Origin of the sequence: Fibrobacter sp. UWR4 (genome assembly GCF_003149045.1) — a bacterium.
Taxonomy (GTDB): Bacteria; Fibrobacterota; Fibrobacteria; order Fibrobacterales; family Fibrobacteraceae; genus Fibrobacter.
Genome location: NZ_QGDU01000019.1, coordinates 44519 through 71026 on the forward strand (window position 1 = coordinate 44519; position 26508 = coordinate 71026).

At 45.7% G+C, this 26508-nt stretch carries 26 protein-coding genes; 14 read left to right on the forward strand and 12 right to left on the reverse strand.

The genetic code is table 11. The features are described 5' to 3' along the window. Positions 1-28 precede the first annotated feature (28 nt). Together BGX12_RS09225 and BGX12_RS09230 are read right to left on the reverse strand one after the other, a co-directional pair. Positions 29-1285 (reverse strand): hypothetical protein, encoded by a 1257-nt coding sequence (locus tag BGX12_RS09225; protein ID WP_109735783.1) that lies wholly within the window; start codon positions 1283-1285, stop codon positions 29-31. A gap of 8 nt (positions 1286-1293) precedes the next feature. After that, positions 1294-2139 (reverse strand): DUF4423 domain-containing protein, encoded by an 846-nt coding sequence (locus BGX12_RS09230; RefSeq protein WP_109735784.1) that lies wholly within the window; start codon positions 2137-2139, stop codon positions 1294-1296. Between the two features lie 227 nt (positions 2140-2366). On the opposite strand from BGX12_RS09230, the gene BGX12_RS09235 reads away from it, so the two are divergent. The 4 genes from BGX12_RS09235 to rffA all read left to right on the forward strand — a co-directional run bounded on the left by BGX12_RS09235 (position 2367) and on the right by rffA (position 6345). Next, a complete protein-coding gene (locus tag BGX12_RS09235; RefSeq protein WP_109735785.1) occupies positions 2367-3527 on the forward strand; it encodes an HRDC domain-containing protein in 1161 nt (386 codons plus the stop codon). A gap of 38 nt (positions 3528-3565) precedes the next feature. Continuing rightward, positions 3566-4138: a 5-formyltetrahydrofolate cyclo-ligase gene (locus BGX12_RS09240; protein ID WP_109735786.1), complete on the forward strand. Its 573-nt coding sequence runs from the start codon at positions 3566-3568 to the stop codon at positions 4136-4138. 63 nt (positions 4139-4201) lie between these two features. After that, the gene (locus tag BGX12_RS09245; RefSeq protein ID WP_233246340.1) at positions 4202-5179 is read left to right on the forward strand and encodes an RNA methyltransferase; all 978 of its coding nucleotides are present in this window, start codon (positions 4202-4204) and stop codon (positions 5177-5179) included. Positions 5180-5202: 23 nt separating this feature from the next. Continuing rightward, positions 5203-6345 (forward strand): dTDP-4-amino-4,6-dideoxygalactose transaminase, encoded by a 1143-nt coding sequence (gene rffA / locus BGX12_RS09250; protein WP_109735787.1) that lies wholly within the window; start codon positions 5203-5205, stop codon positions 6343-6345. Between the two features lie 15 nt (positions 6346-6360). Here rffA and BGX12_RS09255 read toward each other — a convergent pair whose 3' ends face one another. Genes BGX12_RS09255 through BGX12_RS09265 form a run of 3 tightly spaced genes read right to left on the reverse strand, consistent with a single transcriptional unit; the run spans position 6361 to position 10052 of the window. Beyond that, positions 6361-7485 (reverse strand): Gfo/Idh/MocA family protein, encoded by a 1125-nt coding sequence (locus tag BGX12_RS09255; RefSeq protein WP_109735788.1) that lies wholly within the window; start codon positions 7483-7485, stop codon positions 6361-6363. A 16-nt stretch (positions 7486-7501) separates the two neighbouring features. After that, positions 7502-8788, reverse strand: a complete 1287-nt coding sequence (locus tag BGX12_RS09260) for an acetyl-CoA carboxylase biotin carboxylase subunit family protein (protein WP_109735789.1) — start codon at positions 8786-8788, stop codon at positions 7502-7504. A gap of 7 nt (positions 8789-8795) precedes the next feature. Then, positions 8796-10052, reverse strand: coding sequence for a hypothetical protein (locus tag BGX12_RS09265; protein ID WP_109735790.1), 1257 nt, complete (start codon positions 10050-10052; stop codon positions 8796-8798). Between the two features lie 293 nt (positions 10053-10345). On the opposite strand from BGX12_RS09265, the gene BGX12_RS09270 reads away from it, so the two are divergent. The 5 genes from BGX12_RS09270 to BGX12_RS09290 all read left to right on the forward strand — a co-directional run bounded on the left by BGX12_RS09270 (position 10346) and on the right by BGX12_RS09290 (position 14582). Beyond that, on the forward strand, positions 10346-10627 hold the full coding sequence (locus BGX12_RS09270; RefSeq protein WP_109735791.1) for a toxin: 282 nt from the start codon (positions 10346-10348) through the stop codon (positions 10625-10627). Then, positions 10624-10902, forward strand: a complete 279-nt coding sequence (locus tag BGX12_RS09275) for a hypothetical protein (RefSeq protein ID WP_109735792.1) — start codon at positions 10624-10626, stop codon at positions 10900-10902. Before BGX12_RS09270 ends, BGX12_RS09275 begins: the two co-directional genes overlap by 4 nt. Positions 10903-10966: 64 nt before the next feature. Further along, positions 10967-11905: a glycosyltransferase family 2 protein gene (locus tag BGX12_RS09280; RefSeq protein ID WP_109735793.1), complete on the forward strand. Its 939-nt coding sequence runs from the start codon at positions 10967-10969 to the stop codon at positions 11903-11905. After that, entirely contained in the window at positions 11902-13725 is a 1824-nt protein-coding gene (locus tag BGX12_RS09285) for a hypothetical protein (RefSeq protein WP_109735794.1), read from the forward strand. Before BGX12_RS09280 ends, BGX12_RS09285 begins: the two co-directional genes overlap by 4 nt. Then, positions 13722-14582 (forward strand): ABC transporter permease, encoded by an 861-nt coding sequence (locus BGX12_RS09290; RefSeq protein ID WP_109735795.1) that lies wholly within the window; start codon positions 13722-13724, stop codon positions 14580-14582. The genes BGX12_RS09285 and BGX12_RS09290 overlap by 4 nt, the downstream gene beginning before the upstream one ends. On the opposite strand, the gene BGX12_RS09295 is transcribed toward BGX12_RS09290, so the two are convergent. From BGX12_RS09295 to BGX12_RS15335, 5 genes are all read right to left on the reverse strand, one after another. Next, positions 14566-15666 (reverse strand): type II toxin-antitoxin system HipA family toxin, encoded by a 1101-nt coding sequence (locus tag BGX12_RS09295; protein ID WP_109735796.1) that lies wholly within the window; start codon positions 15664-15666, stop codon positions 14566-14568. The two genes, BGX12_RS09290 and BGX12_RS09295, sit on opposite strands and share 17 nt — an antisense overlap. Further along, on the reverse strand, positions 15666-15950 hold the full coding sequence (locus BGX12_RS09300) for a helix-turn-helix domain-containing protein (RefSeq protein ID WP_109735797.1): 285 nt from the start codon (positions 15948-15950) through the stop codon (positions 15666-15668). Before BGX12_RS09300 ends, BGX12_RS09295 begins: the two co-directional genes overlap by 1 nt. 229 nt (positions 15951-16179) lie before the next feature. Further along, positions 16180-16593 carry a putative toxin-antitoxin system toxin component, PIN family gene (locus tag BGX12_RS09305; RefSeq protein WP_109735798.1) on the reverse strand — a complete coding sequence of 138 codons (414 nt, stop codon included), beginning with the start codon at positions 16591-16593 and terminating at the stop codon, positions 16180-16182. A 2-nt stretch (positions 16594-16595) separates the two neighbouring features. Continuing rightward, positions 16596-16883: a hypothetical protein gene (locus BGX12_RS09310; RefSeq protein WP_109735799.1), complete on the reverse strand. Its 288-nt coding sequence runs from the start codon at positions 16881-16883 to the stop codon at positions 16596-16598. A 551-nt stretch (positions 16884-17434) separates the two neighbouring features. Next, positions 17435-17647: a hypothetical protein gene (locus tag BGX12_RS15335; RefSeq protein ID WP_111361649.1), complete on the reverse strand. Its 213-nt coding sequence runs from the start codon at positions 17645-17647 to the stop codon at positions 17435-17437. A gap of 439 nt (positions 17648-18086) precedes the next feature. On the opposite strand from BGX12_RS15335, the gene BGX12_RS09315 reads away from it, so the two are divergent. After that, entirely contained in the window at positions 18087-18941 is an 855-nt protein-coding gene (locus BGX12_RS09315; protein WP_109735800.1) for a PD-(D/E)XK nuclease family transposase, read from the forward strand. Positions 18942-19449: 508 nt separating this feature from the next. On the opposite strand, the gene BGX12_RS09325 is transcribed toward BGX12_RS09315, so the two are convergent. Next, entirely contained in the window at positions 19450-19746 is a 297-nt protein-coding gene (locus BGX12_RS09325) for an ORF6N domain-containing protein (RefSeq protein ID WP_109735801.1), read from the reverse strand. Positions 19747-20027: 281 nt separating this feature from the next. Between BGX12_RS09325 and BGX12_RS09330 the strand changes: the two genes are divergently transcribed. Genes BGX12_RS09330 through BGX12_RS09345 form a run of 4 tightly spaced genes read left to right on the forward strand, consistent with a single transcriptional unit; the run spans position 20028 to position 25435 of the window. Next, positions 20028-21320, forward strand: coding sequence for a polysaccharide ABC transporter ATP-binding protein (locus BGX12_RS09330; protein WP_109735802.1), 1293 nt, complete (start codon positions 20028-20030; stop codon positions 21318-21320). Beyond that, positions 21317-22294, forward strand: a complete 978-nt coding sequence (locus BGX12_RS09335) for a hypothetical protein (RefSeq protein WP_109735803.1) — start codon at positions 21317-21319, stop codon at positions 22292-22294. Before BGX12_RS09330 ends, BGX12_RS09335 begins: the two co-directional genes overlap by 4 nt. A gap of 4 nt (positions 22295-22298) precedes the next feature. Beyond that, the gene (locus BGX12_RS09340) at positions 22299-24254 is read left to right on the forward strand and encodes a hypothetical protein (protein ID WP_109735804.1); all 1956 of its coding nucleotides are present in this window, start codon (positions 22299-22301) and stop codon (positions 24252-24254) included. Continuing rightward, complete coding sequence (locus BGX12_RS09345) at positions 24251-25435, forward strand: glycosyltransferase (RefSeq protein WP_109735805.1); 1185 nt, start codon at positions 24251-24253, stop codon at positions 25433-25435. Before BGX12_RS09340 ends, BGX12_RS09345 begins: the two co-directional genes overlap by 4 nt. Here BGX12_RS09345 and BGX12_RS09350 read toward each other — a convergent pair. Next, complete coding sequence (locus BGX12_RS09350; protein WP_109735806.1) at positions 25432-26412, reverse strand: glycosyltransferase; 981 nt, start codon at positions 26410-26412, stop codon at positions 25432-25434. The genes BGX12_RS09345 and BGX12_RS09350 overlap by 4 nt on opposite strands. Positions 26413-26508: the final 96 nt, after the last annotated feature.

Below are 26508 nucleotides of genomic sequence, written 5' to 3' on the forward strand. Positions count from 1 at the left end.
TATAAAGGGGAAAATCTAGGGGAAATGATTACAAATCGTCTTCGTTCACACCATAGAACTTAATGTCGTCAATCCAGATTTCGGTATCGAAATAGGCGGGAACCGCAATATTTGTCACCTGCTTGCGGACGCCATCCCAACCCACGTTACCGTAGGTACTGTCCCCCACCATAAAGTCGGAAGGCTTCACCACCACACGTTCCCATTCATCGGAACCGTTAAGGGTATCCAGGAAGACCGCCTTGCCGGAGGAACCACTCACGATGGTTTCCAGATTGAAGGAATAGGAACCTGTACCACGGACATAGTATTCCACAGAATCGAGGCCGCTGAAATCACAAGGTTTCGTACTGGAACACATCCACAGGCCCATAAAGGACCAATGTCCAGTTTTTCCAGAAGTAGTCCAGTGGTAGGCCTTACCTTCACGGCCAGCGCCTGCATCCACAATCGCCAGGGCAGCGCTGTCTTCTACGGGATTCATGACCACGGTCGTATCCGTAGGTTTCAGGTAAAGTTCGCTAAGTTCCCCCGCGAACACGATATTGGACTTCAGGCCGTTTTCAAAATCCAGAACGTCCAAATAATCCGGAAGGGAAGAACTGGATTCAGGTTCTTCGGAGCTGGAGGATTCCGGAGCGGAAGAACTGGAGGATTTTTCTACGACAGACTTCACAGTCACCACGTCATCGCTTACGGAATCGGCAACCAGCATCTGGATGCGATAATCCGCAGGTGCCAGGCCCTCGATTTCGTAATTGCCATCCTTATCCGTTTTTACCACACGATCCGTACCGTAAATTCGAACCCAGGCGAATTCCTCACCTTCGGGCAGATTCACCTTTCCCGCCATGACGCCCAGACGATTGAGAGTCAGCTCCGCAGAATCGCCCTTCTGGATATTGGACGCAACGAGTTCCACAAAGGCGCCGCGATTGCCATCCATAACTTCCAGCGTCAGGGAGTCTTCAAACAGTTCGTCAATATGGATAAAACCTGCGGAATCCGAGGTAAGTTCCTGGGCAACAAGCTTCACCTTCTGGCCAACCGATTTTTCAAGAGCGCCAAGATCGGGCAAGTAGCCAGCCACACGCAAAACTGCGGAAGCGTTTACCACAGGAGAGCCACCTTCGTCCACCACCTGGATGATATAGGCATTTTCCGTTTCCACGGTGCTGACGCCTGCCGTTTCCGTTTCGGAACAGGCAGATAGTCCAGCAGCCAACAGAGCTGTGGACGACACCCATGCCACGCCGCTCAAAAGCTTTAAATGTTTAAAAAACATTCCACACCTCACTTTTTTCCCACCGTTTTCTTTTCATCACTGGCGGTTTCAGCCACCGGGAATAAAGAAAACAAGAACTGCATCACCTTTGTCGGTTTCTGCACCTCTTCCACGCGCTTCTGGACCTGACGTCGAAACTCCAGAGTCATTTCCTTCAGGTCGTTAAAGCACTCCTCATCCACACCAACCATCAAAGAGGAAATATTACGTTGTTCAGGTTCAATAGTAGCTAAAGCATTCTGGGCTAAGGCCAGCAGCTGGTTCTGATAGCTGCGAATTGCCGTTACTTTTGTAGTACCCGAACTGGTAAAGTTCGCCTGCCCCACAGCATAACGTTCGGAAGCCAGGGGTGTAATCAACTTCAGTTCCTTAAGCACACGGATGGCTTCTTCCACCTGTTCCTTGGAAACCGCCGGCTGGATTTGCTTGACCAGCTGGGAAACCACCGCAGAGCCGTTGTTCATTTCGATAAGGGTGCGAACCACGGGAATCCACCACTTGCCCAAAAACAGCAGCTCGTTGGTATTGAGCTGGCGCATTTTAACGTCCTTCAGGGACAGGGCCATCTTGTAAAGTTTGTCTTTTTTAGCCTGGGATTTGGTCTTGGAGGCGGCCACCAGAATTTCGAACAGTTCACCGCTGCGGCCCTTCAGATCCAGCAAATCCTTTACCAGGGGAATACTGCGATTTGGCAGATGGAGTTCCTTGTTCAAAACGCGGAACATCTGGCTGGTTTCGAGCCCCAGTTTTTGCCCCATCATCTTGTAGGAATACAGAGGCAACTCCAGCTTGCGCTGGGCGTAATAATTCTTTAGAAGGTCTCTGTAATCACCAATTTCGTCAATATTCAGCATATGCTAATCCTAATTCTACATAATTCACCAATAATAAGATAGCCTGTATTGGCAAAAATAACACCCTAGCCCTAAAAACTGCCTTTGCAAAAATTGCAAAGCAAATTGCAATGCCCGTATTGATTACGAACGCCTGGGAACCTACATTTAAGACATACCAAAAAACCACACCACAAGGGCCTCGGGGAAACACTCCGAGGCTCTTTAGTTATTATCTTTACCCCACAATGATGCAAGACGAAAAGTACATTCTGGTGGATAGCGAGGAGACACTAGCCAACCTGCTGTTGGACCTGAAGAATTTCGATATGGCCGCGGTGGATACCGAAGCCGACTCCATGTACCATTATACGGCTCGCCTTTGCCTGATCCAGATTACCATTGGAGAGCACCACTACATCGTGGACCCCCTGTGTGGACTGGATTTGCAGCCCTTGTTCAAGGCCCGCGCCATGCAGACCTTGATTTTCCATGGTGCGGATTACGACCTTCGCTTGCTTTGGCAGACCTACGGTTTCGCCCCCAAGTACATTTTCGATACCATGCTGGCAGCAAAGATCCTGGGTGAACAGCACCTGGGCCTTGCCGACTTGGTCCGTGAATATTTCGGCGACGAGTTGAAGAAGGAAAACCAGCGCGCGGATTGGACGATCCGTCCCCTGCCTCTGGAAATGTGCGAATATGCCATTCACGACACCTTCTACCTTCACGAACTGTGCGCCATCCTGGTGGAAAAGCTCCAGGCCGCCGGTCGCATGAACTGGCTTACCGAACAGTGCAACGCCCTGATTGAGCACGCCAAGAACCCGGCCCCTCCCAAGAAGGACCCCTGGCGTATTCCCGGCAGTAACGTTTTCAGCCCCTGCGGACTCAATATCCTAAAATATCTGTGGGAGTGGCGCGAAAAGCAGGCCGAAGAACTGGACCGCCCGCCCTATAAGGTCATGCCTTCCGAACTGATGCTGGCCATCGTGCGCCACGCCGTTCAGATTATGCCGGAAGTCAAGCTGGACCACCTGCCGAAACTGCCCCGCAATTTCAAGGACGAACGTCTGGATTCCTTCGTGAATATGCTGCAGACTGCATTTGCAGTTCCCGAAAGCGACTGGCCGGAACGTCTGCCCAAGGCACCTCCCCCGCCTGTAGTTCCCAATTCCGACCTGCTGTCCGTCCTCAAGCAGTGGCGAGACGACAAGGCCGCACAACTGGGCGTGGAAGTTGCACTTCTTGCCAACAAGGCTCAGCTCATCTGGCTCGCTGCCCCTGGCAACATGCCCTGGGAAACCCGCTATGAAGAAGCCAAGCTGCAGAACTGGCAGCGAGAAATCTGGAATGAAATTCTGAGGGAAAATCTCCCCACGGCAAAACGCGTTGGAGATCCTGACTAAACTTTTAACCGCCTGCAATAAAACGCAGGCATTCGCCTATGGAATTTGTAATACTAGCCGCTCTCTTCCTGTTGGTCGTTGGATCACGATCTTTTTTTGACCCGCGTCATAAAAAACGCGAAGGGGACGAACTCATCAACAATCCCTGGGAAGAAATTCACGCCATACCTGGCTACAAGGAAGCCCGCAAAATTGCGGCATTCTATCCGCTGGTAGGCGAACCCAACATAATGCCCATTGTGGAACAGCTGTGCCAGGAAGGCCGTCTGCTGCTGCCGAAAGTCACCGGCGAAACCACCATGGAATTTTACCATATACAGAATTTGAAAAAAGATTTGGTCAAGGGAAAGTTCAACATCATGGAACCCCGTGAAGGCCTGGAACCTTACACCGGAGACTTCAAGGTATTTCTGGTCCCCGGCACCAAGTTCAACTTCACCGGCGAACGCAAGGGACACGGCAAGGGGTACTACGACCGCTTTCTGGCAAAGTATCCTGAAGCCTACAAGGCAGGTATTGCAACGCCTTTCCAGATGGAAAAGGATCCTCTGGAGCAGAAGGAAACGGACATCAAGATGAACCAGATCATCGTCTGCCGCGCCAAGGACTAACGTCACCCTGAACTCGTTTCAGGGTCGGCTTAAAAAAGAAATTTAAAAAGAGGTACACACAGTATGGCTTTTGACAACAATAGAGGATTTGGTCGCAGACCGCAGCCGAAGTTCCGCGTCCGTGAAGACAACGAATTCCGTCCCCAGAATCGTGAAGGCTCTGAAAACCGCGAAGGTTTCCGCCCGCAGAACTCCACAGGTTCCTTCCGTCCCAAGCCCCGCTTTGAACAGAAGCCTCAGGACGTTTCCCGCGCTCTTCAGGATGGCGTGGTCCCCGCAGTGGGTGACGCCGACGCCGCCCCGCAGGTAGCCGTAGGCGGCATCAAGGAAGTGACCGAACTTCTTACCAAGAGCCCCATGCAGGTTCACCGCGTGCTGTTCATGCACCAGTCCGGAAACCCCAAGCTCTATGAACTGCAGAAGCTGGCCAAGCGTGCCCACGTACATGTCCAGCAGGTAGACTCCAAGATCCTGAACAGCTACGCCACGCCTAACCACGGTGTGGTGGCCCTCATGAACGAAAAGGAACTGCTGATCTGGGAAGATGTCCGCGAGGAATTCTTCCAGGCTGTAGACAAGGGCGAACGTAAGCTTATCGCAGTTGCAACCAATATTGAAGACCCCCGCAACCTGGGCGCTTGCATCCGTAGCTCTCTGGCCCTGGGCGTGGACATCCTGCTGCTTCCCGCCAAGGGAATGTGCGGCATTACTCCCAGCGTGGCACGTACCTCTGCCGGCGCCCTGGAAAAGATGCGTATCTGCCGCCCCAACAATCTGGAAGCCGCTGTAGGCGAACTGAAAATGGCCGGATACCAGATTCTCGGTCTGGATGCAGATACCGAAACCAATCTGGCGGACTTCAAGTTCAGCGACCAGGCTGTTATCGCCGTCGGTGGCGAAGACGTGGGCCTCCCGCCCTTCATCAAGAAGCAGTGCGACGCCATTCTCCGCATCCCCATGATGCCCGAAGCACACTCCTACAACGCATCCGTAGCCCTGTCCCTCGGTCTGTACGAATACGCTAGACTCCGTATAAAGTAACCAGCAAGTCGGGCGGTCATCCTATGGCAAACATCCGTATTCCTTTCAATAGAGCCCCCTTTCTGGGCACTGAACTTGATTACGTCGAACAGGCGGTAAAGAGCGGTCGTATTTGCGGCGACGGCCCGTTCAATCAGCAGTGCCATATTTGGCTGAAGGAACACACCAAGACCGCCAAGGCCTTGCTTACCACCAGCTGCACTCACGCTCTGGAAATGGCGGCACATCTTTGCGGCATCCAGCCCGGCGACGAAGTCATCATGCCGTCCTTCACCTTCGTCTCTACCGCCGACGCATTCGTAGCCCGTGGCGCCAAGTGCGTATTCGTGGACATCCGTCCCGACACCATGAATATGGACGAAAACCTGGTGGAAGCTGCCATTACGGACAAAACAAAGGCAATCGTTCCCGTTCATTATGCTGGCGTCGCTTGCGAAATGGACAAGATCAATGAAATCGCCCAACGCCACAACCTGCTGGTTGTAGAAGACGCCGCCCAAGGGATGATGGCCACCTACAAAGGCAAGGCCCTGGGGACCCTTGGGGATTTCGGTTGCTACAGCTATCACGAGACAAAAAACTACAGCATGGGCGAAGGAGGCGCGCTCCTGATCAAGGATCCTAAGTACGCTGATCCTGCAGAAATCATCCGCGAAAAGGGCACCAACCGCTGCCAGTTCCATCGAGGCGAAGTAGACAAGTACACCTGGGTAAATCTGGGCTCTAGCTATCTCCCTAGCGAATTGAACGCAGCCTATCTTTACGCCCAGCTGGAAAGCGCCGACATCATCTACGACAACCGTATGGCCAGCTGGAACGACTACAAAGTCCGCCTGCAGCCTCTCGCCGACAAAGGCCTTATCGAACTGGCGACCATTCCCGAACATTGCGTACATAACGCCCACATGTTCTATCTGAAGGTGGCGGACAACAAGACCCGTACCGCCATCTTAAAGCATCTGGTGGATAACGGCATTCTGGCCGTATTCCATTACGTGCCTTTGCACAGTTCCCCCGCAGGCCTCCGCTATGGCCGATTCAGCGGTGAAGACAAGTACACCACAAAAGAAAGCGACAGACTTTTCCGCCTGCCACTGTTCTACGGACTCTCTGAAGAAGAGAGAGAAGATGTGTGCGATAAAATTTTTGAGTTCTTTGGCGTTTAATAGGCGCCTTCCAAACTAAATATTTTCCCACTTCTGGGATTTTGCAGAAGTTGCCGCAGCTTCCATCATGGCCAAGCCCTCCAGGGAAGTCTTGATACCGCACACGTACTTGCTGGTAAAGGACCCCGTTGCCAGGTACTGTTCCAGACAGTCCGCAATATCACGATAATAGTTTGCAAAGGCTTCAATAAAACCAGCCGGATGCCCCGCCTTAAAGCGGTTGTATCTCGGCAAGTTTGCGATTTTCACATCGCCTGTTCGGTCGCTTAAAGTGACTCGGCCCTGCAGGTCACAAACCTTCAGTGTTTCCGGTTCCAGCTGGAACCATTCGGCACTTCCTTCGCTACCATACACACGAATACGCAAGCCATTGCGGTTTCCCAGAGCAGTCTTGCTGAACCAAATCTGAGCACGAACGTCATTGGTGTAACGAACCAAGGCTCCCACGTTGTCTACAATCTGCGGGAACAAGCCATAGGTTGCTTCATCCGCAATAATACGAGTGGGGCGTTCTCCCGTCAGGAAATAAACCATATTGTGCAAGTGACTTCCCAAATCCAGAGAAATCTTCGGGATGACCGTATCCTTCAAGCGCCAGGCCTGCGGTTTCGGGGGAGCACCGTTATTCCCCAATCTCAAGAAACCTTCCTGAGGCATTTCCACCTGGACCTGCTGAATCTTCCCCAACTTGCCATCTTCGATCCACTGCTTCAATTCGCGGACCATAGGATAGCCGGTATAGTTATAGGTGGTACAGAAAAACCCTTTAGTTTCAGCTACCGTATCTGCAATGGACTTACCTTCCGCCACGCTGGTAGCAAGAGACTTTTCGCAAATCACCGGAAAACCAGCACGCAAAGCAGCTACCACTATTTCTTCGTGATAGTCGGTGGGGGCCAATACAACAACAGCGTCCAGCTTGCCCTTTTCAGCAGCAAGCAATTCCTTGTAATTCCCATAAGTGCGAGCCGGGTCAACACCCCAGGCTTCCGCGGTTTCGCGATTGACGCTTTCGTGAGTGCTGAACACGCCGGCCACAAGTTTAAAACGGCCATCCATCTGGCTGGCGGCCTTGTGAACCTCTCCAATGGCAGAATTCACGCCACCACCAATAAACGCAATGTTGTAAGGCTTAATCATACAAGCCAATATAAACTTATTTCATCCTAATGCGAATCAAATTGTTCATATTTGCGGTTTTTGACCTCATTTCCTGTACGGATTCAAACTGCAAGAACACAATGCCCGCCTTGTAATAGAAGAAATCGGAGACAACATCCCCCTCCTTATACCACAGGAACTTTTCCACCATATTTTTCTGAATCTCAGGAGCAAAGTCAACACCATCCACAATCCCAGTATGGTTCGCCATAACACAGTGACGCAAGAAAGGCTTCACGTCATTCTGAGCCTTTCCTGAGTCGTCATTCTGAGCCTTTCCTGAGTCGTCATTCTGAGCGCAGCGAAGAATCCAGGAAACATCCAGCCCGCATTCCGCAGCGATCAACATCTTAGGGTAATCCACGCCCGTAGCGTACTTCACGAATTTGATGTACAAGTCTCCGGGAGGCCTGCGGCAAATCTCGATAATCACGGGAATGCCATCGTCCTGCTCAATATACTGGATATGGAGAATACCATCCACCAGATGCAAATCGGCTGCAATACGTTCGCTGTATTCCACCAGTAGATTCAGACCTTTCTGGCTTGTACTACTTGGCGTATTCGCCCCGCTGACCATGTATTTATTCAAATAATACTGTTCATTATCCGCGAAGTAAAAAGCCACCTTGCCATCTTTCAAAAAACAGCTGAAACCATGATTGGAACCCACTACAAATTCTTCCACCACAATGTGGTCCTCGCGAGTTCGCGCAACCGCATCTTCGTAAGCGGCCTGGGCTTCGTCCAGGTTATTCACACGATGAATCCCCTTACCGCCCGTAAGGTCCACAGGCTTTACAATCAGCGGGAACGTAAGACCCGCACAAGCCTCGTCAAGAGATAAAAACTGATGCTGAGATTCCTCAGCATGACGTGGGGCGGACTCGGCATGAGAGACGGACACACGGCGGGAGCGAGGTGTCGGAATTCCCAGACGTTCCGCCAAAGCGCGGTACTTGTCCTTGTGATGAATCTGCAAGCTAGTCTCTAAACTATCATGACCAGGCAAGCCCAACTTTTCACACACATAAACCGTACTCAGCAAGGCAAAATCATTACAGCCGGAACACACCGCACTCACCCCTTCTTCTCGGGCAAGAGCAAGCATCGCATCCTTATCGCTAAAATCAGCGAACACATTCTTGTCCGCATACGGATGACCCAGCCCTTCGCGGGCGTTCCCTGTGGTGATTACAAAATAACCAAGTTCCTGTGCCGCCTGAATCAGGGGAATTTCAGCGTGACCGCCACCTAAAAGCAACAACTTTTTCTTTGACATCCACGCCTCAATTTAGAACAACATAAGGAGTCCAGCGTTTGTAAAAACGTTCCTGGAAAGGTAAGGGCGACAAGATCGGTTCGTGGTCCCCCTGCACAATAAAACGCACATCCGGATGTTTGCGGGCCAAGTCCGCCACACGCTTCAAAGTCTTCTCGATGGCAGCCGGATACAATTCTTCCAGATCCTTCATGGAAATGCGGTAAGGATCCTCCCCCTTCAGCGGGAACTTGGATTCCGACGTGGTCCAGGCTACAAAAACCTTCCGACCCTGCGCACTGTCCCCACCGGCGGCAGCTGCAGTCAAAACAGAATCCATTATCCGCACCGCATCCGCGTCACTGTCCAGCCCCCAATGCACATTCTCAAAACCGATGTTGCGAATATACTTGTGACGCCACTGCACCGTACTATCCCCAGCAAAGAAGAAGTAGGTTTCGTAACCGAGACCAGACAGCACATTTGGAGTAAACGTGGTATCCCTACGACGAGTCACGGAATCACGAGCTAGAGAGTAAACAAGATCCTCACGTTCCGCCGTGCGGGTACGGCTATACATACGGCTATGCACCCCAACCTTCATGGGGGCGTTGGCCGCCCTCAGCAAAGACAATTCCGATTCAAAAGCCTGATGATCAAGAGGAATGCCCCAACTTTCCACCAGCACCAAAACATTACTGCGAGTGGTATCCAAAAATCCAGGCGTTACAATGGCGGTATCCACCACCTCGTACTTCGCCTTAAATTCCTCCGGCAGCACCTTCCGTTCCACAGACTTTGGCGCCGTACGAGCCAAGTACTCCACCACCGGAAATTGAGCCACCGGCTGAGCAGGATAATAATTATACGCAGCCAAATGGAAAACCAGTGATACAAACATGATCAGGTTGATGGTGGGGAAACTAAACGCAGGAATCTTCCACATCATGGCAACAGCCAGGCCGCAAGTAGCAATGGGCACAACAGCTCGCCATTCCATATCCCAACCCTTAATTGCCAGCAAATTGCTCAAATCCATAAAGGCAACCACCAGCATCACCGCGATAATGAGGACCAATGCCACAATGCGTAGAACCTTTTTCGTCATGCTGAGCGAAGTCGAAGCATCCAGTGACGTTCTGACCCATACAAAAATAAGCAATAGCGCAAGTTCACTATACCCAAACAAACCGCGCACAATATCCTGCCCGTTCTCGAAGGTAATCAAGAACGGCGCAATCGTAATCAACGCACTAGCAATCAATGGGTAAAGTAAACGCTTCATACAGGGGTAATTTAATATATTTAAATCGCATTAAGAAAAGCCCGGTGGCGGAGGTTGCAAGTTACACGGCCGGGAACATAAACCCTTTTTGCAAACCAGCTGGATAGCTGTCAGGAACATCACCTGATCGAGTGAAGCTCTGCTTCCAAGTAACGCCAGGGTAGGCCCCTGCCAGTAATTTTGCAAAATCATCCCACATATTCGTTTTCGATTCGGTGGCGACGGCCACCTGAATTACTCACGCACTATGCAAATCGCATGGTGTATTACCTATTGACATCCACTTCGGAGATATGTATATTATGCATATAAACCCAACTATTGAATGGAACGCCGAGAAAGCTAAAAAGCTTTGGGAAGAAAGAGGCATTTCGTTTAATGAAATTATGGAAAAACTCAAGTCAGGAGAGTTCAAGGTCTGTCCGGTGGACAACCAAAAAGACCACAAAGGACAAAAAATGTTCCTTATCGAAATGAACGGCTATACACACTGCGTTCCGTTTGTTGAAACAGATTCTGGCGTATTCCTAAAAACAGCATTTAAATCCAGAAAGCATCAAAAGGAAATTTTATGAAGAAATATAAAGTTATAGACAAGCCCTTTGACGATGAAGAAAAGGCTTTGATGGAAGCTTTTGAAAACGGAGATTTCCATGTGGACGAAAAAGAGACTGCGCGATTGAAAGAAAAACTTTCTAACGCCCGCAACGTCACCATCCACATGCAACAAGAAGATATCGACGGTATGAAAGCTAAAGCAGCAGAGGCAGGAATCCCCTACCAGACGCTGATCAACTCCATCATCCATCGTTATTTAAACGGCGGAATCATCCTGAAAAACGCCATCTAATAAATCGCCTCGCCGGAGCAATCCGGCGAGGTGTTTTCTTTAGGATTTTACTACATTCCACTCTATGAGCGAGCAAAATACCGCTAAAAAGATTTCTTTTGTGATTCCCTGCTATCGTAGCCAGGGAACCATTGAAACCGTGGTGAACGAAATCCGCGAAACCGTCGCATCGCGCACCCCATTCGATTACGAAATTATCCTGGTGAATGACAGCAGTCCCGATGGTGTCTGGAACGTCATCAAAGACCTCGCCGCCGCAGACCCCAAAATCAAGGGAATTTGCCTGGCCAAGAATTTCGGCCAGCACTGCGCATTAATGGCAGGCTACGCACAGGCCACCGGCGATTACGTCGTTAGCCTGGATGACGATGGCCAGACCCCCGCCAGCGATACCTACAAGCTAGTCGACAAGCTGGAAGAAGGCTTCGATGTGGTGTACGGCTATTACGAACACAAGAAGGAACATCTATTCCGTAGATTCGGTAGCTGGACCAACAAGAAAATGGCTGAAGCAGTTATTGGACAACCCAAAACTTTGCAGACCACCAGTTTCTTCATCATGAGAAAGTTCATCGTTGAAGAAATCGTGCGTTACCCCCACCCCTTCGCCTACATTAGCGGCCTTGTCTTCCGCGCCACCAAGAACCTTGGCAACGTAGAAGTGGAGCACCGCAACCGCTTGGAAGGAACATCCGGCTACACCATCACAGGCCTACTGCGCCTGTGGATTAACGGCTTTACCGCATTCTCCGTAAAACCCTTACGTGCCGCCACCTTCATCGGCATCCTTTGTGCAATCGTAGGCCTTGTCTCAGGCGGATTCGTGGTGTATGAAAAATTCATGCGCCCCGAAATTCCCGTTGGCTACACAAGCCTTCTGGCAACGCTCCTATTTGTAGGCGGCATGATCATGCTATTGCTGGGCCTTATCGGCGAGTACGTGGGCCGCATCTACATTAGCATTAACCAAAGCCCACAATACGTCATTAGGGAACGTGTATGAAGCTGAGAGGCTTTCTCAAGTCATGCCGCCCCACGTCATGCCGAACTTGTTTCGGCATCAGCTGTTTATTAACAGCGTTCACAATCAACATCTTCTTTCTGGCACTCTGCCTGATCTTTGGCGACCTTAAGTTCGGCGCCATCGACGACTACTTTATGGCAGCAGTCTTGACTGGAGCCCACGGCACCGACTACAACCCCCACCTGCTTTTCGTCAACGCACTGTATGGCTATGCCCTGATTCCGCTGTACAAACTGTTCCCGACTATAGGCTGGTACTACATCGGCGAGATGTTCAGTGTTTTTCTGAGCCTCACCACCATCAGCTACATCATCATCAAAAAGATGGGAAACCAGTGGGGGACATTGATTGCCACCCTATTCGTGGCCATGTTCGCCAGCGACTATTACCTGGTGGTCCAATTTACCCAATGCGCAAGCCTCCTCAGCGCCACCGGCATGCTAGTCTTTGCAAATGCAGTCACCCAGGAACCATCATGCCAAACCACGTCATGCCGAACAACGTCATGCCGAACTCGTTTCGGCATCGGCTCTCTCGTACCAGAGCCTTCACTGCGTAAGCAATGTTTCGGCATCAGCTATCTCCCTTTCGCTTACGCCCTTTTCCTCCTCCTTTGGGGCAGCGTCATGCGCTGGGAAGCCTTCCTTATGGGCATGCCCTTCTTCTGCATCGGCCTCCTTTTCCTGATTAAGCGATGCTGGACAAACAAGGTCCCGGTCATTATAACCCTGACAATCATGTTTACAGCCGCCTTCAGCCTCCACAGCTGGGACCGAAACCTCTATAACACCCCGGAATACAAGCCCTACATGGAAATTCAAAATCCAAGAGCAGCCCTCGGGGATGGTAGCAATTACAACCAAAATGCAGTCTACGAAGATTTAGAAGAAATGGGCCAGTCCGCAAAAGATTACGACATGCTCACCCGCTGGCTGTTCTACGATACAGAGACCTTCGCCAAGGACAGTATGCTGTCCATCGTAGGCGTCATCGGTCAATATCGAGACAAAAACCAGAAAGCCGATATTCCCAGGCAACTGTTAAACGCACTTGGTCACAGTTTAAAGATGCCCATGTTCTGGAGCTGGTTTATTGCAGGCTTAATTATCCTTGCAACAAATCGTAAAAAATTCCCTTACCTGTGGACTAGCCTCGGTTCCATATTCCTTTTAATGACCATGCTCCTGGCCCAAAACCGCCTGGTTTACCGTGTCGAAGGAGGATTCTGGCTCTACACAACCATTCTCGCCATTCCCCTGTGGGCTCCCGTACAGTTCGAGAAAGCAAATCAAATTTTCAACCGAAAAATTGTCATCGTCATCCTTGGGGTTATCGCTTTTGCAAACCTATTCACCTACATTACCAACGGCGATTCCGTAAGAGATCCAAGCACCGGAAAGACCCGCACCTTAGCCGTTGATGATTCCACCGACTATAGCCAAGTCCTTGCCCATATCGACAGCAATCCGAACACAATGTTCCTCGCCAATATGCGCACCTACATGGTGTTTAGCCAGCATAAAATGCCCCCCTATAAGGCAGAACCCTTTGGCAGCTACAGAAACATTATCAGCTTCGGTTATTGGACACCCTATTTGCCAGAAATCACAAAAACCCTAGCCGAATACGGTATTACCAATCCCATGAAGGATGTTGTTCACGAAAACGTGGTTGTCATCAACGAGCCCAAGCTCGGCGATTTTCTAACACGTCATTATTACAGTGATTCCATCGCCGTGGACACCTTACGCACCATCGGAAAAACTGAATTTTACAAGTACAGGCTGGTACAAAAATGAGCGAAGCAAATAGCGAAAAATGGACCACCGAAATCAGACCCAAGTCGAGCCTTTTGAGCATCGACTTTAAAGAGCTGTGGCAGTACCGCGATCTTTACAGAATGTTTGTCAAGCGCGATATTGTCACCTGGTACAAGCAGACCATTCTTGGACCCCTGTGGTTCTTTATCCAGCCCATCATGACCACCATCATGTTCATGGTGGTATTCGGCGGCATCGCCAAAATCAGTACTGACGGTTTGCCCCAGCCACTGTTCTACCTGGCCGGCATCTGCCTTTGGACCTATTTTTCGGAATGCCTGAACCAGACCAGCAAGACCTTCATCGATAACGCCAACGTTTTCGGGAAAGTGTACTTTCCGCGCCTTGTGGTGCCCATGGCAACCGTCACCAGCAACTTGATTCGTTTGGCCATCCAGATGGGTTTGTTCCTTGTCGTTTTCGCCTACTACATGATTTTTACCGACGCTCCGGTTCACCCCAATCTTTACATGCTGCTAACCCCAGTACTCATCATGCTCCTGGCAGGGCTTTCCCTAGGTTTTGGCATTCTCTTTAGCAGCCTGACCACCAAGTATCGCGATTTAACTTTCCTGCTCAGTTTTATTGTACAGCTCTGGATGTACGCCACCCCGGTGATTTATCCGTTAAGCACAATCACCGACCCACGCCTTAAAATGCTGATGCAGGCCAACCCCCTCTCCAGTATCCTTGAGACATTCAAGTTCGGATGGCTTGGCGTAGGCGAATTCAGCTGGGCAGCACTAGGCTACAGCGCTGGCTTCACGGCAGTTCTCTTGGCCCTGGGAATCATCGTATTCAACAGAATCCAAAGAACATTTATGGATACGGTGTAACTTTCTTAACGGATTCCAGAATTTTCACACAGGCAGCCTTTTGCAATCCACAACGATCGGCAACCGCAAGCATATCGTCTTCTGAAGGATTCCCATTTCCGTTCACAGTCATTTCATGTTCCGCCTTATCAACTGTCTTCGTTATATCATAAGCAGGAGACAATTTGTAGGAATGAGCAGACTCGTCATAAAGGAACGCAAAATTCTTCCCATGGTCATCCTTATTTCCGTAGAAAACATTAAAGGCCATTCTACGAAATACCTCATACATATCAGATTGATCCATGCATATTTTTTGTACAACCTGAAACAAATGGCTGTAATCTAAATTCGGAATTCGATGGGAGGTTTCAAGCATGGATGACAAAGAAATCATGTGAATTCTATTCGTACCATCCCGGTCAAAACGTTTCGCACCAAAGAATCCCTCATATTTTTTTGACGGAAAAAGTTTGAACTCATTCACATTTATGCCTGCATCTCGAGCCAACTTATTGGCCTCAAATTCCTTTTTTCCGGCATTCTTAGAATCGTGTGAACATGGAAATTTCACAATCCAGCAATCTTCGCCCACCTTGATATGAGCCTTTGGCCTGGCACCACCACTTGAACCACCCAGGCGATAGACTTCGTCTAGATTCACATTTTCCATTTCATCATTCCAAATCTTATCGGCTTCAGCAGCAAGCATTTCAAGGTCAAAACGCTCTGGGGTTGACATTTCAGAAAAACTAGGTTCATACAGCAATCCACCCATACCATAATCATTGACCAAAGCAAGCCGAGTCAGTGGAGAAACGCGATCTGCATTAATACCCTGCCGGGCAAGCATCCTGCGAAATAAAAGTTCGCCCCAGCCATCAGGCAGGGAATCCGCAAACACCCCGTAAAGGCCATTAAACGTTTTCTTATGATTAACAAACACCTTGTTCGTCAACGGAAGAGAAAATGGAGATAAGGGAAAGCCGTCTTTCAGCCATTCTTCGTCGTACTGAAAAGCAATTTCACCAGACAAGTCTGCCAAATAGCCAACAACCCTCCCGTTGTATTTTATAGTCAGCTTTTTTACAACAGCCAGTTCCATCACAAGTCCTTCAAATTGGTAATAGCAGGCAACCTAAAAAGCATATTGAAATCTTCTAGACAATCTAAAGCCATCGCGATTTTTAGCAAAGACTGCAAAGAAATTTCGCCCAATAGTTCAAAACGACGAACAGAGGCGTAACTAACCCCCGAACGAGCAGACAAATCCTTCTGGGTAATATTCATAGACTGCCTACGAGCCCTCATTCGCGCCACAAGAGCCTCGGTTGCCGCAGGAATCGTCAAAGAATCTACAAAATCTCCAATATCAAATTTTGCTTTCATACTACTAAAATATAAGCAATTATTAAAAAAATTTCAATGATATTACTAATATTTTAGCAGTAATATTCTCAAATAAGAGGTTATTTCAAGGTCGTTTTTTCCGACCATGAAATTTTGAACTGGCCACACTTTATGACCAGATTTCTCCAGCATGGTTCAAGGTCCAAAATTTTGACCTCGATAAGAAGAACGAATACTTGAGGCGCAATTTTTGCACCTCAAACTAAACTCAATCAACGTCAAAGTCCCGAGCAAACGCTTCCAGTGTTTTCAGATTTATTTTAGGAAAGCTTACATCTTTAAGTTCTCTAAAATGTGAATCGTCAGAAACAATGTAATCAGCTTGACACGCAAAGGCGCAGTCCACAAACTTATTGTCGTCAGGGTCCTTCTTTATTAGCCGCAACCTGAAGAACGGATCTTTTCGAACAACATTAGAAGAAAACTGAACAGTTCTCATAAACATTGTTGCAACAATGTCTGCAGCCTTCTGACGAAAGATTTCTTCATATTCCAATAGGATTTCTGGTGAAACGCAAAGTACATATTCTTCGTTCAGAAATTTCTTCCACAAAAAATGGTAGGGAGACTTACTACCAAGCATCTGCAGCATGGCATTCGTATCAATAACAATCTTTCGCATGACTACCCCCGATAAGGAGTACGAAGATGTTCTGATTTCAGCTGTTCCAGTTTTTCCTGGCCGAAAGATCCGTCTTCCCAACGCTTATCAAGCTCTTGTTCAAGACGTTCTGCATAAAAATTTTTAAGAAGTTTTGTCAACGCAGCCAACTCTTCTTCACTAGTAACGCTAGCGAAGGACTCAACTACCAGCATTTGAGCCGGATTCAGAGAAGCCAAAGTCAGTTCGTCAGTCATAAAAACTCCCGTTTGCTCTTGGCTAATATAGATATTATTCTGCATTTGTTGCATAGTAATTTTCCTTTCCGTTTTACAGGCATGAACAAAAAAAACGGATTCACCTTGGTTAGACTGCACAAATATACACCGGTTTTATGAAATTGACAAGACTCTCGCATAATAAAATTTAATCCCTAACGCAGAATTCTTAAAGGATTCCTCCAGTTTTTGACCTCAAGTTGCAAAAACACTAAAACCCAATTTTCAATCTCACTGAATTCCGCTATATTATTAAAATCCAATTCAAAATCTTCACCATGAAATTTTGAACCCGTCACACTTTATGACCAGATTTTTTCAGCGTTGTCTAAGGTCAAAAATTTTGACCTTAGAAATTCCAAGATATTCGCTTGGTCGCTAAATTGCCTTTTGATACCACTCATGCACACACATACGCCTTGTTCCGTAAAGGCATAGGGATAAGGTCATCTCAACACATTTATATTTGCGGTCAAAAAATTTGACCACAAATTTCAAGGTGGATTTTTTTCACCTTGAACATAATTGACATACCCCATGGTCACTTCGGAATTCAACTTGAAGTGCAATTTTTGCACCTCAAACTAAACTAAATCACCCAACACTTCCTCAATCAATCCGTGATAAACTTCTGGATGTTCGATACTATTTATCGAAGTCACTCTCTTGCCGGCATCTTTTGAAGAAGCGCCGCAATGGAACATTTTTTCGTGACTCGTTTTGTAATCCAAAACGATATAACAGTCATGGAATATACCGCCTGCAGACTTCTGGTCGCTAAAAATTGTCACAGCCACATTTTGAGCTATTTGATTATTCCGGAGCGGCGGAGCCGCCAGTCCGGAGAAATGAGAGCCACTAGTCCGGTCTGACGGAGCCACCTGTTTTAGGGTTATTGTGCTTCAGATGGGTTCAACCCATACACTTCTCGCATGGATTTCCTTGTAAGCCCCAAGGAACCAGTCCAAAATTCCGCAAATGCAGCAAAAGTCTGCGCCCCAAGGGGTCAGATGAGGCTTCGCCACATCTGCCTGCGCTCGGTCATGCCAAGCTACGCACAAGTGCGTACTTGTCACGACTCTCGCTGGGGTCACGATCGCTCCCGCGATTTAAGGGCGAAAAATTTTTACAATCTTTTTTCAAAATCCAGGGAGCATTCTACGGCAAAAAAGCGTGTATATAGCAGGCGGCGATTTAGCCACCTCGCAAAGGTGTGCGCAACACCCAGCAACACGTATGAACGAAAACGAAACCGCCGTAGGCGCTGATAACGAAACTAAAGTCATCGACTTCTCTAAAATCACCATCACCAACCGTTTCATGTTCCCGCTGGTCATGAGCCACAAGGAAATCGCAAAGCCCTTCATCGAGGCGGCGCTTGGCATCAAGATTTACGACCTGAAGGACCCCGAGCAGGAAAAGACGGACCAGGTCGGCATCTTCAGCAAAAGCGTGCGCTACGACGTTTACGCCCAGGAAACCGGCAAGGACGGCGAAGTCAAGCGCTCCTTCGATCTGGAGATGCAGATGGAGGACACCAAGGAACTCCCGAAGCGCGCTCGTTACTACCAGTCTATTCATGACACCCACGAGTTGCGCAAGGGAAGCATGTACAGCAGCCTTAAGGACCAGTACGTGCTCTTCATTTGCCCGGAAGACATTTTCAAGGAAGGCCTGCCTATTTATAGTTTCCAGAACTATGCGACAGAAAACAAAAAACTCGCCTTGAACGACCGCACCTTCAAAAATTTCTATATATTTAACCAGTACGAGAAACTTCCGGATACGCACCCGCTTAAACCGTACCTGAAGTATTTTGCTACAAACGCCGCCGAATCCTCGGAGACAAGGAAAATCCACACCAAGGTGGAGTGGTACCGTTCAGACGAAAAGACACAGGAGCGCTATATGACATGGGAACAGGAAATCCAGCTTGCCGCAGAAGCCGCTGCTGAAAAAGAACGCGAGCGCAACGAGAAAATCATCGCCGAGAAGGATGCCGAGATTTCCGAGAAGAATGCCGAGATCGCCGAACAGGCACGCAAAATCGCAGCTCTTGAGGCGAAACTCGCCGGAAAGAACTCCAAGTAACCTCTGCGAAAAATCTCCGCGATACAAGGGCCCCCCGCGCGGGTCTTTTTTTGTGGGCGGCCCGGCACTCCCGTGCCGTCGCTTCCGTTGAATGTCCGATTTCCTTGTCGGTAAGGCTTTCTTCCAAGGGCCAAATCAAATTGTGCTCCTTGGCAAGTTTCAAGATCCTGTTGACGGTCTTTTTGGACACCTGACAACTTGTCGCGATGTCGTTTTGGCTTAACCCCAGGTTTCGCAACCTGAGGATTTCGCGGTATTTGGTCATTCGACCTCCTGTCTATTTTTTTCGCACGGTATTGTGCATGCTAAAATTAGACAGGTTTCCTTATCTCCGGAACCTCGGTTTCCGTTTGACCGGTATGTCGGTTTCCATTACTCCGGTTTCACGGTGTACTTTGCTCCGGTATATTCAATTTTAATTATATTGCTATCCATAGGATGCTCCTTTTTAGGTTGATTTGTGGTTATTTCAAATCTAAAAATTGGAACATCCTTTTTTTTTACCCCCTTAGAGGAATTTGCGAAAGACAATATACGTTATCAAACTTGAGGTCGGTTTTTCCGACCTCAAGTTCAAAGCACTCACCTCCTCTTTCGTCAACTGAAAGCGAAAATCATCATCAAATCGTTCAATATTCGCTTTTACCTGCTCATTGAACCGTTTAGTACTATACCCGTAAATTTTCGCCAGATCTGCATCGAGCAAAACCTTTACGCCACGGATGGTGTAAACCTTGCTCTTGAGCAAAGTCTCGTCAATAAGGACGATTCCGGCACTATCGCCGGTAGCCATATTCTTTTTCATGAATTTTTCTATGGGATTCCTGAAATCCCATGCTCTACGCATACTGCCGAGGGGCCGATCCCCCTCAGAGGTCCTGCGGAAATGCGATTGCACGTTCCAGCGACACATGGCAGAGAGTTAATCACCTCTCCAATTTCAGCTAAGAGGATTAATTCTCACGGCAATAAAGATACACAAACGTTCACTACTTGTCAAGTGGTATTTTCCGCACACTCCAAACCATGATGTCATTCCGGCGCGAAGCAATAGAATTCACAAAAATATTTACTACATTCCCTAACATGTCTACCGCAATCGAATTCGAGAACATCAGCAAGCAGTACCGCCTGGGCTTGGTAAGCACAGGCACGCTCAGCCACGACCTCAATAGATTCTGGCAGACCAAGATCTTACGCCGCGAGGACCCCTACCTCAAAGTGGGCGAAACCAACGACCGCGCAAGCAAAGGTTCCAGCGACTACGTGTGGGCCCTGAAGGACATCAACTTCAAGGTGGAACAAGGCGACGTCGTGGGCATCATCGGCCGCAACGGCGCAGGCAAAAGCACACTCCTCAAGCTGCTCTCCCGCGTGACCGCACCCACCACGGGCATCATCCGCGCCAAGGGCCGCATCGCAAGCCTGCTGGAAGTGGGCACCGGCTTTCACCCCGAAATGACCGGCCGCGAGAACATCTACATGAACGGCGCCATCATGGGCATGACCCGCGCCGAAATCTCCCGCAAGCTGGACGAGATCGTAGACTTCAGCGGCTGCGAACGCTACCTGGACACCCCCGTCAAGCGCTACTCCAGCGGCATGACCGTCCGCCTGGGTTTCGCCATCGCCGCCCACCTGGAACCCGAAATTCTCGTGGTGGACGAAGTGCTGGCCGTAGGCGACGCCGAATTTCAGAAGAAAGCCATCGGCAAGATGCAGGACGTCAGCAAAGGCGAAGGCCGAACCGTTCTGTTTGTAAGCCATAACATGGGGGCTGTTAGGAATTTGTGCAAGACGGGAATCGTTCTGAACCAGGGACAAGTTGCTTTTACAGGTAGCGCGGAAGAGTCGATTGGATATTACATAAATAAAAATGCCGTGGCTAAAGTTTGGAAGAAACAAATTTGCGACATAAATCATTTAAACCCCACCAAAGATGTCCAATTTCTTTCCATTAAATTTTCCAAACACGACAATGAATTCGCTTCTGATGAGCCTATAGAAATTCTGTTCGATGTTTTTGGGAATAAATCCGTAGATGCTTGCAGAATAAACCTAACTATTCATTCTGTTGATGGAACCCCCATTGGAAGCGTTTCTAACGTGGAAACATTTAAAATAGAAAAAAGAGAACAAAAAACAGTATCAGTTTCATTAAAGGAACTCCGTCTTGTTCCTGGAATATATTCGATTTCTTTTGCTACAGGCATTGGGAACTATTTATCATGTCAACGAGATTTTGACGTCGTTCCACAAGTACTCTCATTTTCCATAACTAGTTTATCAAGCACATCAACAGCAGGAATATCTCAATGGAATCGTAATTGGGGAAATATAATTTGGCAGGGATGCACAACTATTAGAGATTTCAAATGAATTTTCTTAAATTTGTTCTAACAGTAATAAAAAATTTGGTAAAAAACGTCCACTATCTAGGACAATATGATTTATCCAAAGCTATTATCCCGTCGGTACGAGATAACTATAATGAGTTACAGCAAAGTCTATTCCACACAAGGAAAACCATACTTTGTCAATACTATGAAAATCATCCTGAATACGCTCAAAAATATCAAAAAGAACTAGAATATTTACAGACAACTAATAACATAGATCCGTTTCCCTATCCCACAATAAAGACATGTAATCACATCAAAGCAGAAATAGATAACACATGCCATATGCCTTTTGTTTGGCACAAAGGAAAAAAATTATATCTACCTAAAGGTTGGAAGATTGAACAAGCGATAAAGTATTACATAAGATTTATTGAACGAGAAAACATCCTGGAAGATGGTTATACTCCCAAAGCTCCTCATCTATATCAATCAAGTACAATCAAGGTTGATGAAAATGACATCGTCATTGATGCCGGGGCCGCAGAAGGGCTTTTTGCGCTTGACGTTATTGATAAAGCTAAGTCCATTTTTATTTTTGAAGTTGAAAAAATTTGGTTAGATGCGTTAAAAAAGACCTTTGATCCATACAAAGACAAAGTTAAGATTATACCCAAATATCTTTCCTTTGAAGACTCAAAAACAAGTATTACGTTAAATTCTCTTTTTGCAAATACAACAAACGAATCTTTTTTTATAAAAATGGATATTGAGGGAGCGGAAGAAAACGTCTTATCACGCAATCAAGATTTTTTCAGTTCAACAAACGCAATAAAAGTTTCATGTTGTACATACCACCGAGAGAATCATGAAAAAAGCATTCCCCAATTGCTAAAAAATTTAAATTATCACACGGAATTCTCCGAAGGTTACATGATTTTCTACTGGGATACAGTTTTTAACGAGCCCTTCTTTAGAAAAGGTTTAGTTAGAGCAACGAATATAACACAATAAGTTTATGACACAAAAAGTTGTTTCCTTTGATGTTTTTGACACAAGTTTAATTCGCAAGTGCGGTATTCCAGAAATAATCTGGGATTTGATGCTAGATTATTTATTTGATCAAAACGACATCAGTTCAAGAACAACGTTCAAAGTACAACGAAAATATGCCGAAAGCATCGCAAGAGAATGCAAGCCTTTTCCCAATATAAGGGATATATACAATGCAATGGACTTGTCTCAGTGGCAGTTAAAAAAAGACAATCTCATTCAATTAGAAAAAACTATTGAGCAAAAACAACTAATAGCTCCTCCCGACATAAAAAACACCATATTTAAATACAGAAAACAAGGATACAAAGTCATCTTTATTTCAGACACGTATCTTTCGTCATCTTTTATAAAGAGTGTTCTTGAAAGGGAAAAAGTTTTTCAAAATGACGACGAAATATTTGTATCCAATGAGTATCAAGCACTTAAAGAAGACGGAACTTTATTCCATTTAATTAAAGAGAAAAAAAACTTTTCTTTCAATAAGTGGACACATTTCGGTGACAATGAAAAAGCCGATTATTTAGCGCCCCAAAAATTGGGAATTTCAGCAATCTGGTACAAAAAAAACTGTTATTCACATCACGAAAAAAACTGGTTAAAGGATTCTCATTACTATACAGGAAAAACAGATATAGAATTATTCACAGGGCTATCTAGATGTATTAGAATTTTAAACGGCAATTCACCAGACGTAGCCTTAGCAGCAAATGCAATTTCAAGTGCGTACATTCCATATGTATACAAAATCCTCCAAGAAGCACAAAAACGAGGAATCAAATCCCTTTATTTTCTGGCAAGGGATAGCCACATTTTTTTAGAAATTGCAAATCTCTTTTCTACATTATTTCCGCAAATTTCCTTACATTACTTGAAAGTTTCAAGACGAAGTGTATATCCCTGCTATTTCTATGAAGCAAGTGTTGAAGAACTGAAATGGATTCTATCAAAAGCGAAAGGACATAAAATTACAGCAGCATTAAGTCACATGGGGCTTTCTTGGAAAGATTTGTTCACAAACCAAGTACCTCCTTTCAACAAAGAAGATTTTCTGGATTCAAAGACAATATCACTCGTTGCATCTTTTTTATCAAGCACCTGTGCAGACAAGATTAAACAATGTTCACAAATTAAAAGGGACAATTTTTTGGGCTACTTAACGCAAGAAGGAATCTTTCTTGATGGTCCAAAAGGTATCGTCGATTTGGGATGGGAAGGATCCACAAGAATATGCATAAATAGAATTCTTTCAAAAGAAGGAATGCAACCTATTTTCTCTTTTTATTGGGGATACTCAAAACAAGTTAAGCAGGACCATCAACATGATGGAGTCTTCTTTTTCAACAGCCAATCTGAAACAACAATTCCTCGATCAGCATACATTCTTGAACATTATTTTTCGGCCAATCAAGAAGGAACAACCATTGGTTATGAAAAAATAAATGATTTTTATTATGCGATTTTAGGTTCATCAAACAAGCGAACTGCAATTACGCAAGAGACAAACGAAACAATTGTATGTCAAATATCCTCCTTGTTAGTGCATATTATTTCTCAACGTGAGATGCATTTACAAGACATCTTTAATTGTTGTGGGAAAAAGACTCTAAACAAAATTTCAACAGAACCAAGTTATAACGAAGCAAAAATATTTGCAAAAATACAAGCAGAAAATTTCAATCAGGAAAAACCTTTAGTGGAAAATTTTTCGTTGAAGGACATTATAACAATGTCTATTTGGGGACATCCGACACGGGATATTTGGCAGGAAGCTGCTTTTACAATCGCATTTAATACCAAGGCTGCATTCTTCAAAAAAATATTTCGCATTACCTCTAACTCATACACAGCATTTGTCATCCGTGTCTTCTGTAAAAAATTAAAACTTCTCGCAACATTTTTCCTCAAAATTTTAAAATGAAAACAAAAGTTGTTTATCTGATCAACGAAATTTCTGATGGAGGCGCGGAAACTCTTGTCAAAGATTATGCGCTCAATCTAGATAAAAATCTTTACGATGTTTTCATCATCACGGAATCTGAATGCGCACATGATTCTGCAAACTACAAAATATTACAAAACAATAAAATAAAAATCTACAGCGCATTATCTAGCTACAACGAAACGTTCCGCTCCAAACTTTATTACATCATAAAATGCAAACTTCTATCACTTATCCCGTATCATTTTATAAAGAAATTTCAAACGTGGTATATAAAGCGATCTTTACGAAAAATCAAGCCACAAATAATTCATGCCCATATGCAAGTTTTAAAGCATCTGGTTCCAATTGCTCAAGAACTGGATCAAGTCAAATTATTCTACACTTGTCATAGTCTTCCTGTTAGATATTTCAACCAAAAAGAGTGTTTAGACGAATTTCTTGCCGCAAAATTTCTAATTAGCAATAACAATCTGACTCTTATCGGATTACATGAGGAAATGCGAGAAGAACTTAACTCCATATTCAAAATAGACTCTACAAAAACTTTACGAAACTGTGTAAATTTAAACCGTTTCTACTCAGTCCTTAACAAAAAAGAAAAAAAGACTATTAGACGGCAAGAAAATATTCCCCAAGATGCCTTTGTTATCGGGCATGTCGGCAGATTCATTTGGATAAAAAATCATAATTTTATCATCGAAATTTTCAAGAAATTGCACCAGAAAAACAATAAAGCATTTTTACTTCTTGTCGGAGCCGGAGATACATCAGAGATAACTCAAAAATTATCTTCATATAAATTAGACGGATGTTATAAAATTTTGTCCAATAGAACTGACGTACCCGAATTACTGTTATGTATGGACACCTTTTTATTCCCTTCATATTTTGAAGGGCTTCCCATAGCTTGCATTGAAGCTCAAGCAATGGGACTTAGATGTCTCATTTCCCAAACAATAACAAAGGACGTTTTCTTCAGTCAGATGGCAATTCCGGCCAACATTGAAGATTCCGCTGATAAATGGGTCGAGATGATTTTAAACAAAGAATATACAGGAACTTATACAAACGATATTGAAAAATTCAACATAAAAAACGTTATGAAGGACCTAATTAGAATATATTCATCAAGCACTAATTTTCATCAAGAAAACTAGTGTCGAGCCATGCCATTATAGACACTCACAAAAATTTTCACACACTTATTCAGCCAAGAGAACAACACTCTTGGCATTTTTTTTGGAGAATTCGCCATTGTAAGAATTAAGCCAACAATCGGACTTCCCAAATATTCTCTTTGATAACTTGACGACATCGCCACAGTTTCAACATCCCAAGAATTTTGTGGAGACGCAACAACTGCTTGGATTTGTTCTTGGGCAAGACCTGCTTTTACAGATTTCCAAAACTCTTCTTTTTTTAGAAGATTGGTTTCCGGGCCAAAACTTTGCGCACAAGCAAAATAATGAATCAAAACTGCTTCAGCAAAATATTTTATAGAAAAACTTATTTGAGCATTATAAGTATGAGGCAAGTGTTTAACAAGTCCATCAAATTCAAAATTTGTTTGATTCAACGATTGTTGATCCGTAAAAATCCCATGAGAGCAACACTCCTTCCATAAGGAATTCCAACGTTTAGAAAACTCATGAGATTTTGGAGTGTCTTTCATAAAAAGAACACCACCATTTATAAAATAGTCAAACTCCCTATTAAACCCTAACTTTTTCATTGAGTTATCAAAGGACGATTTTAGCAAACACTTATATGGAAGATGGCTATCTGGAACACCCATAACATCATAACAAAATAAAGACTCATCAATGGAACCATTCCAAATCGTGTCTACATCTACATATAAAATATCGCCTTCCAAAATATCTCGCAAAGTCGTTTTCAATTGTCGTGAACGAATCATTGCATTCATATCATCAGGCAAATCAACAATTTTATACTCATTGGCTAGATTTAGAATTTCTCCCCTTTTTTCTGTAAGATTACACGCAGTTCGATTATCAACAACCAATGAAACATATGCATTGGGCATCCGTTCTTTCAACGAAAGCAACGACACATGAGCCTGTTCCAAATAAAAATCGTGATTATCACTAACTAAAACGTACGCAATCTTCATATTGTCCAATATAACAACTTCTAGAGAACGAAATAATAAGTTATATTAGAACAAGCAACAAAATGGTATAAAAGTCAAAAGCATCTTGATTTTTTT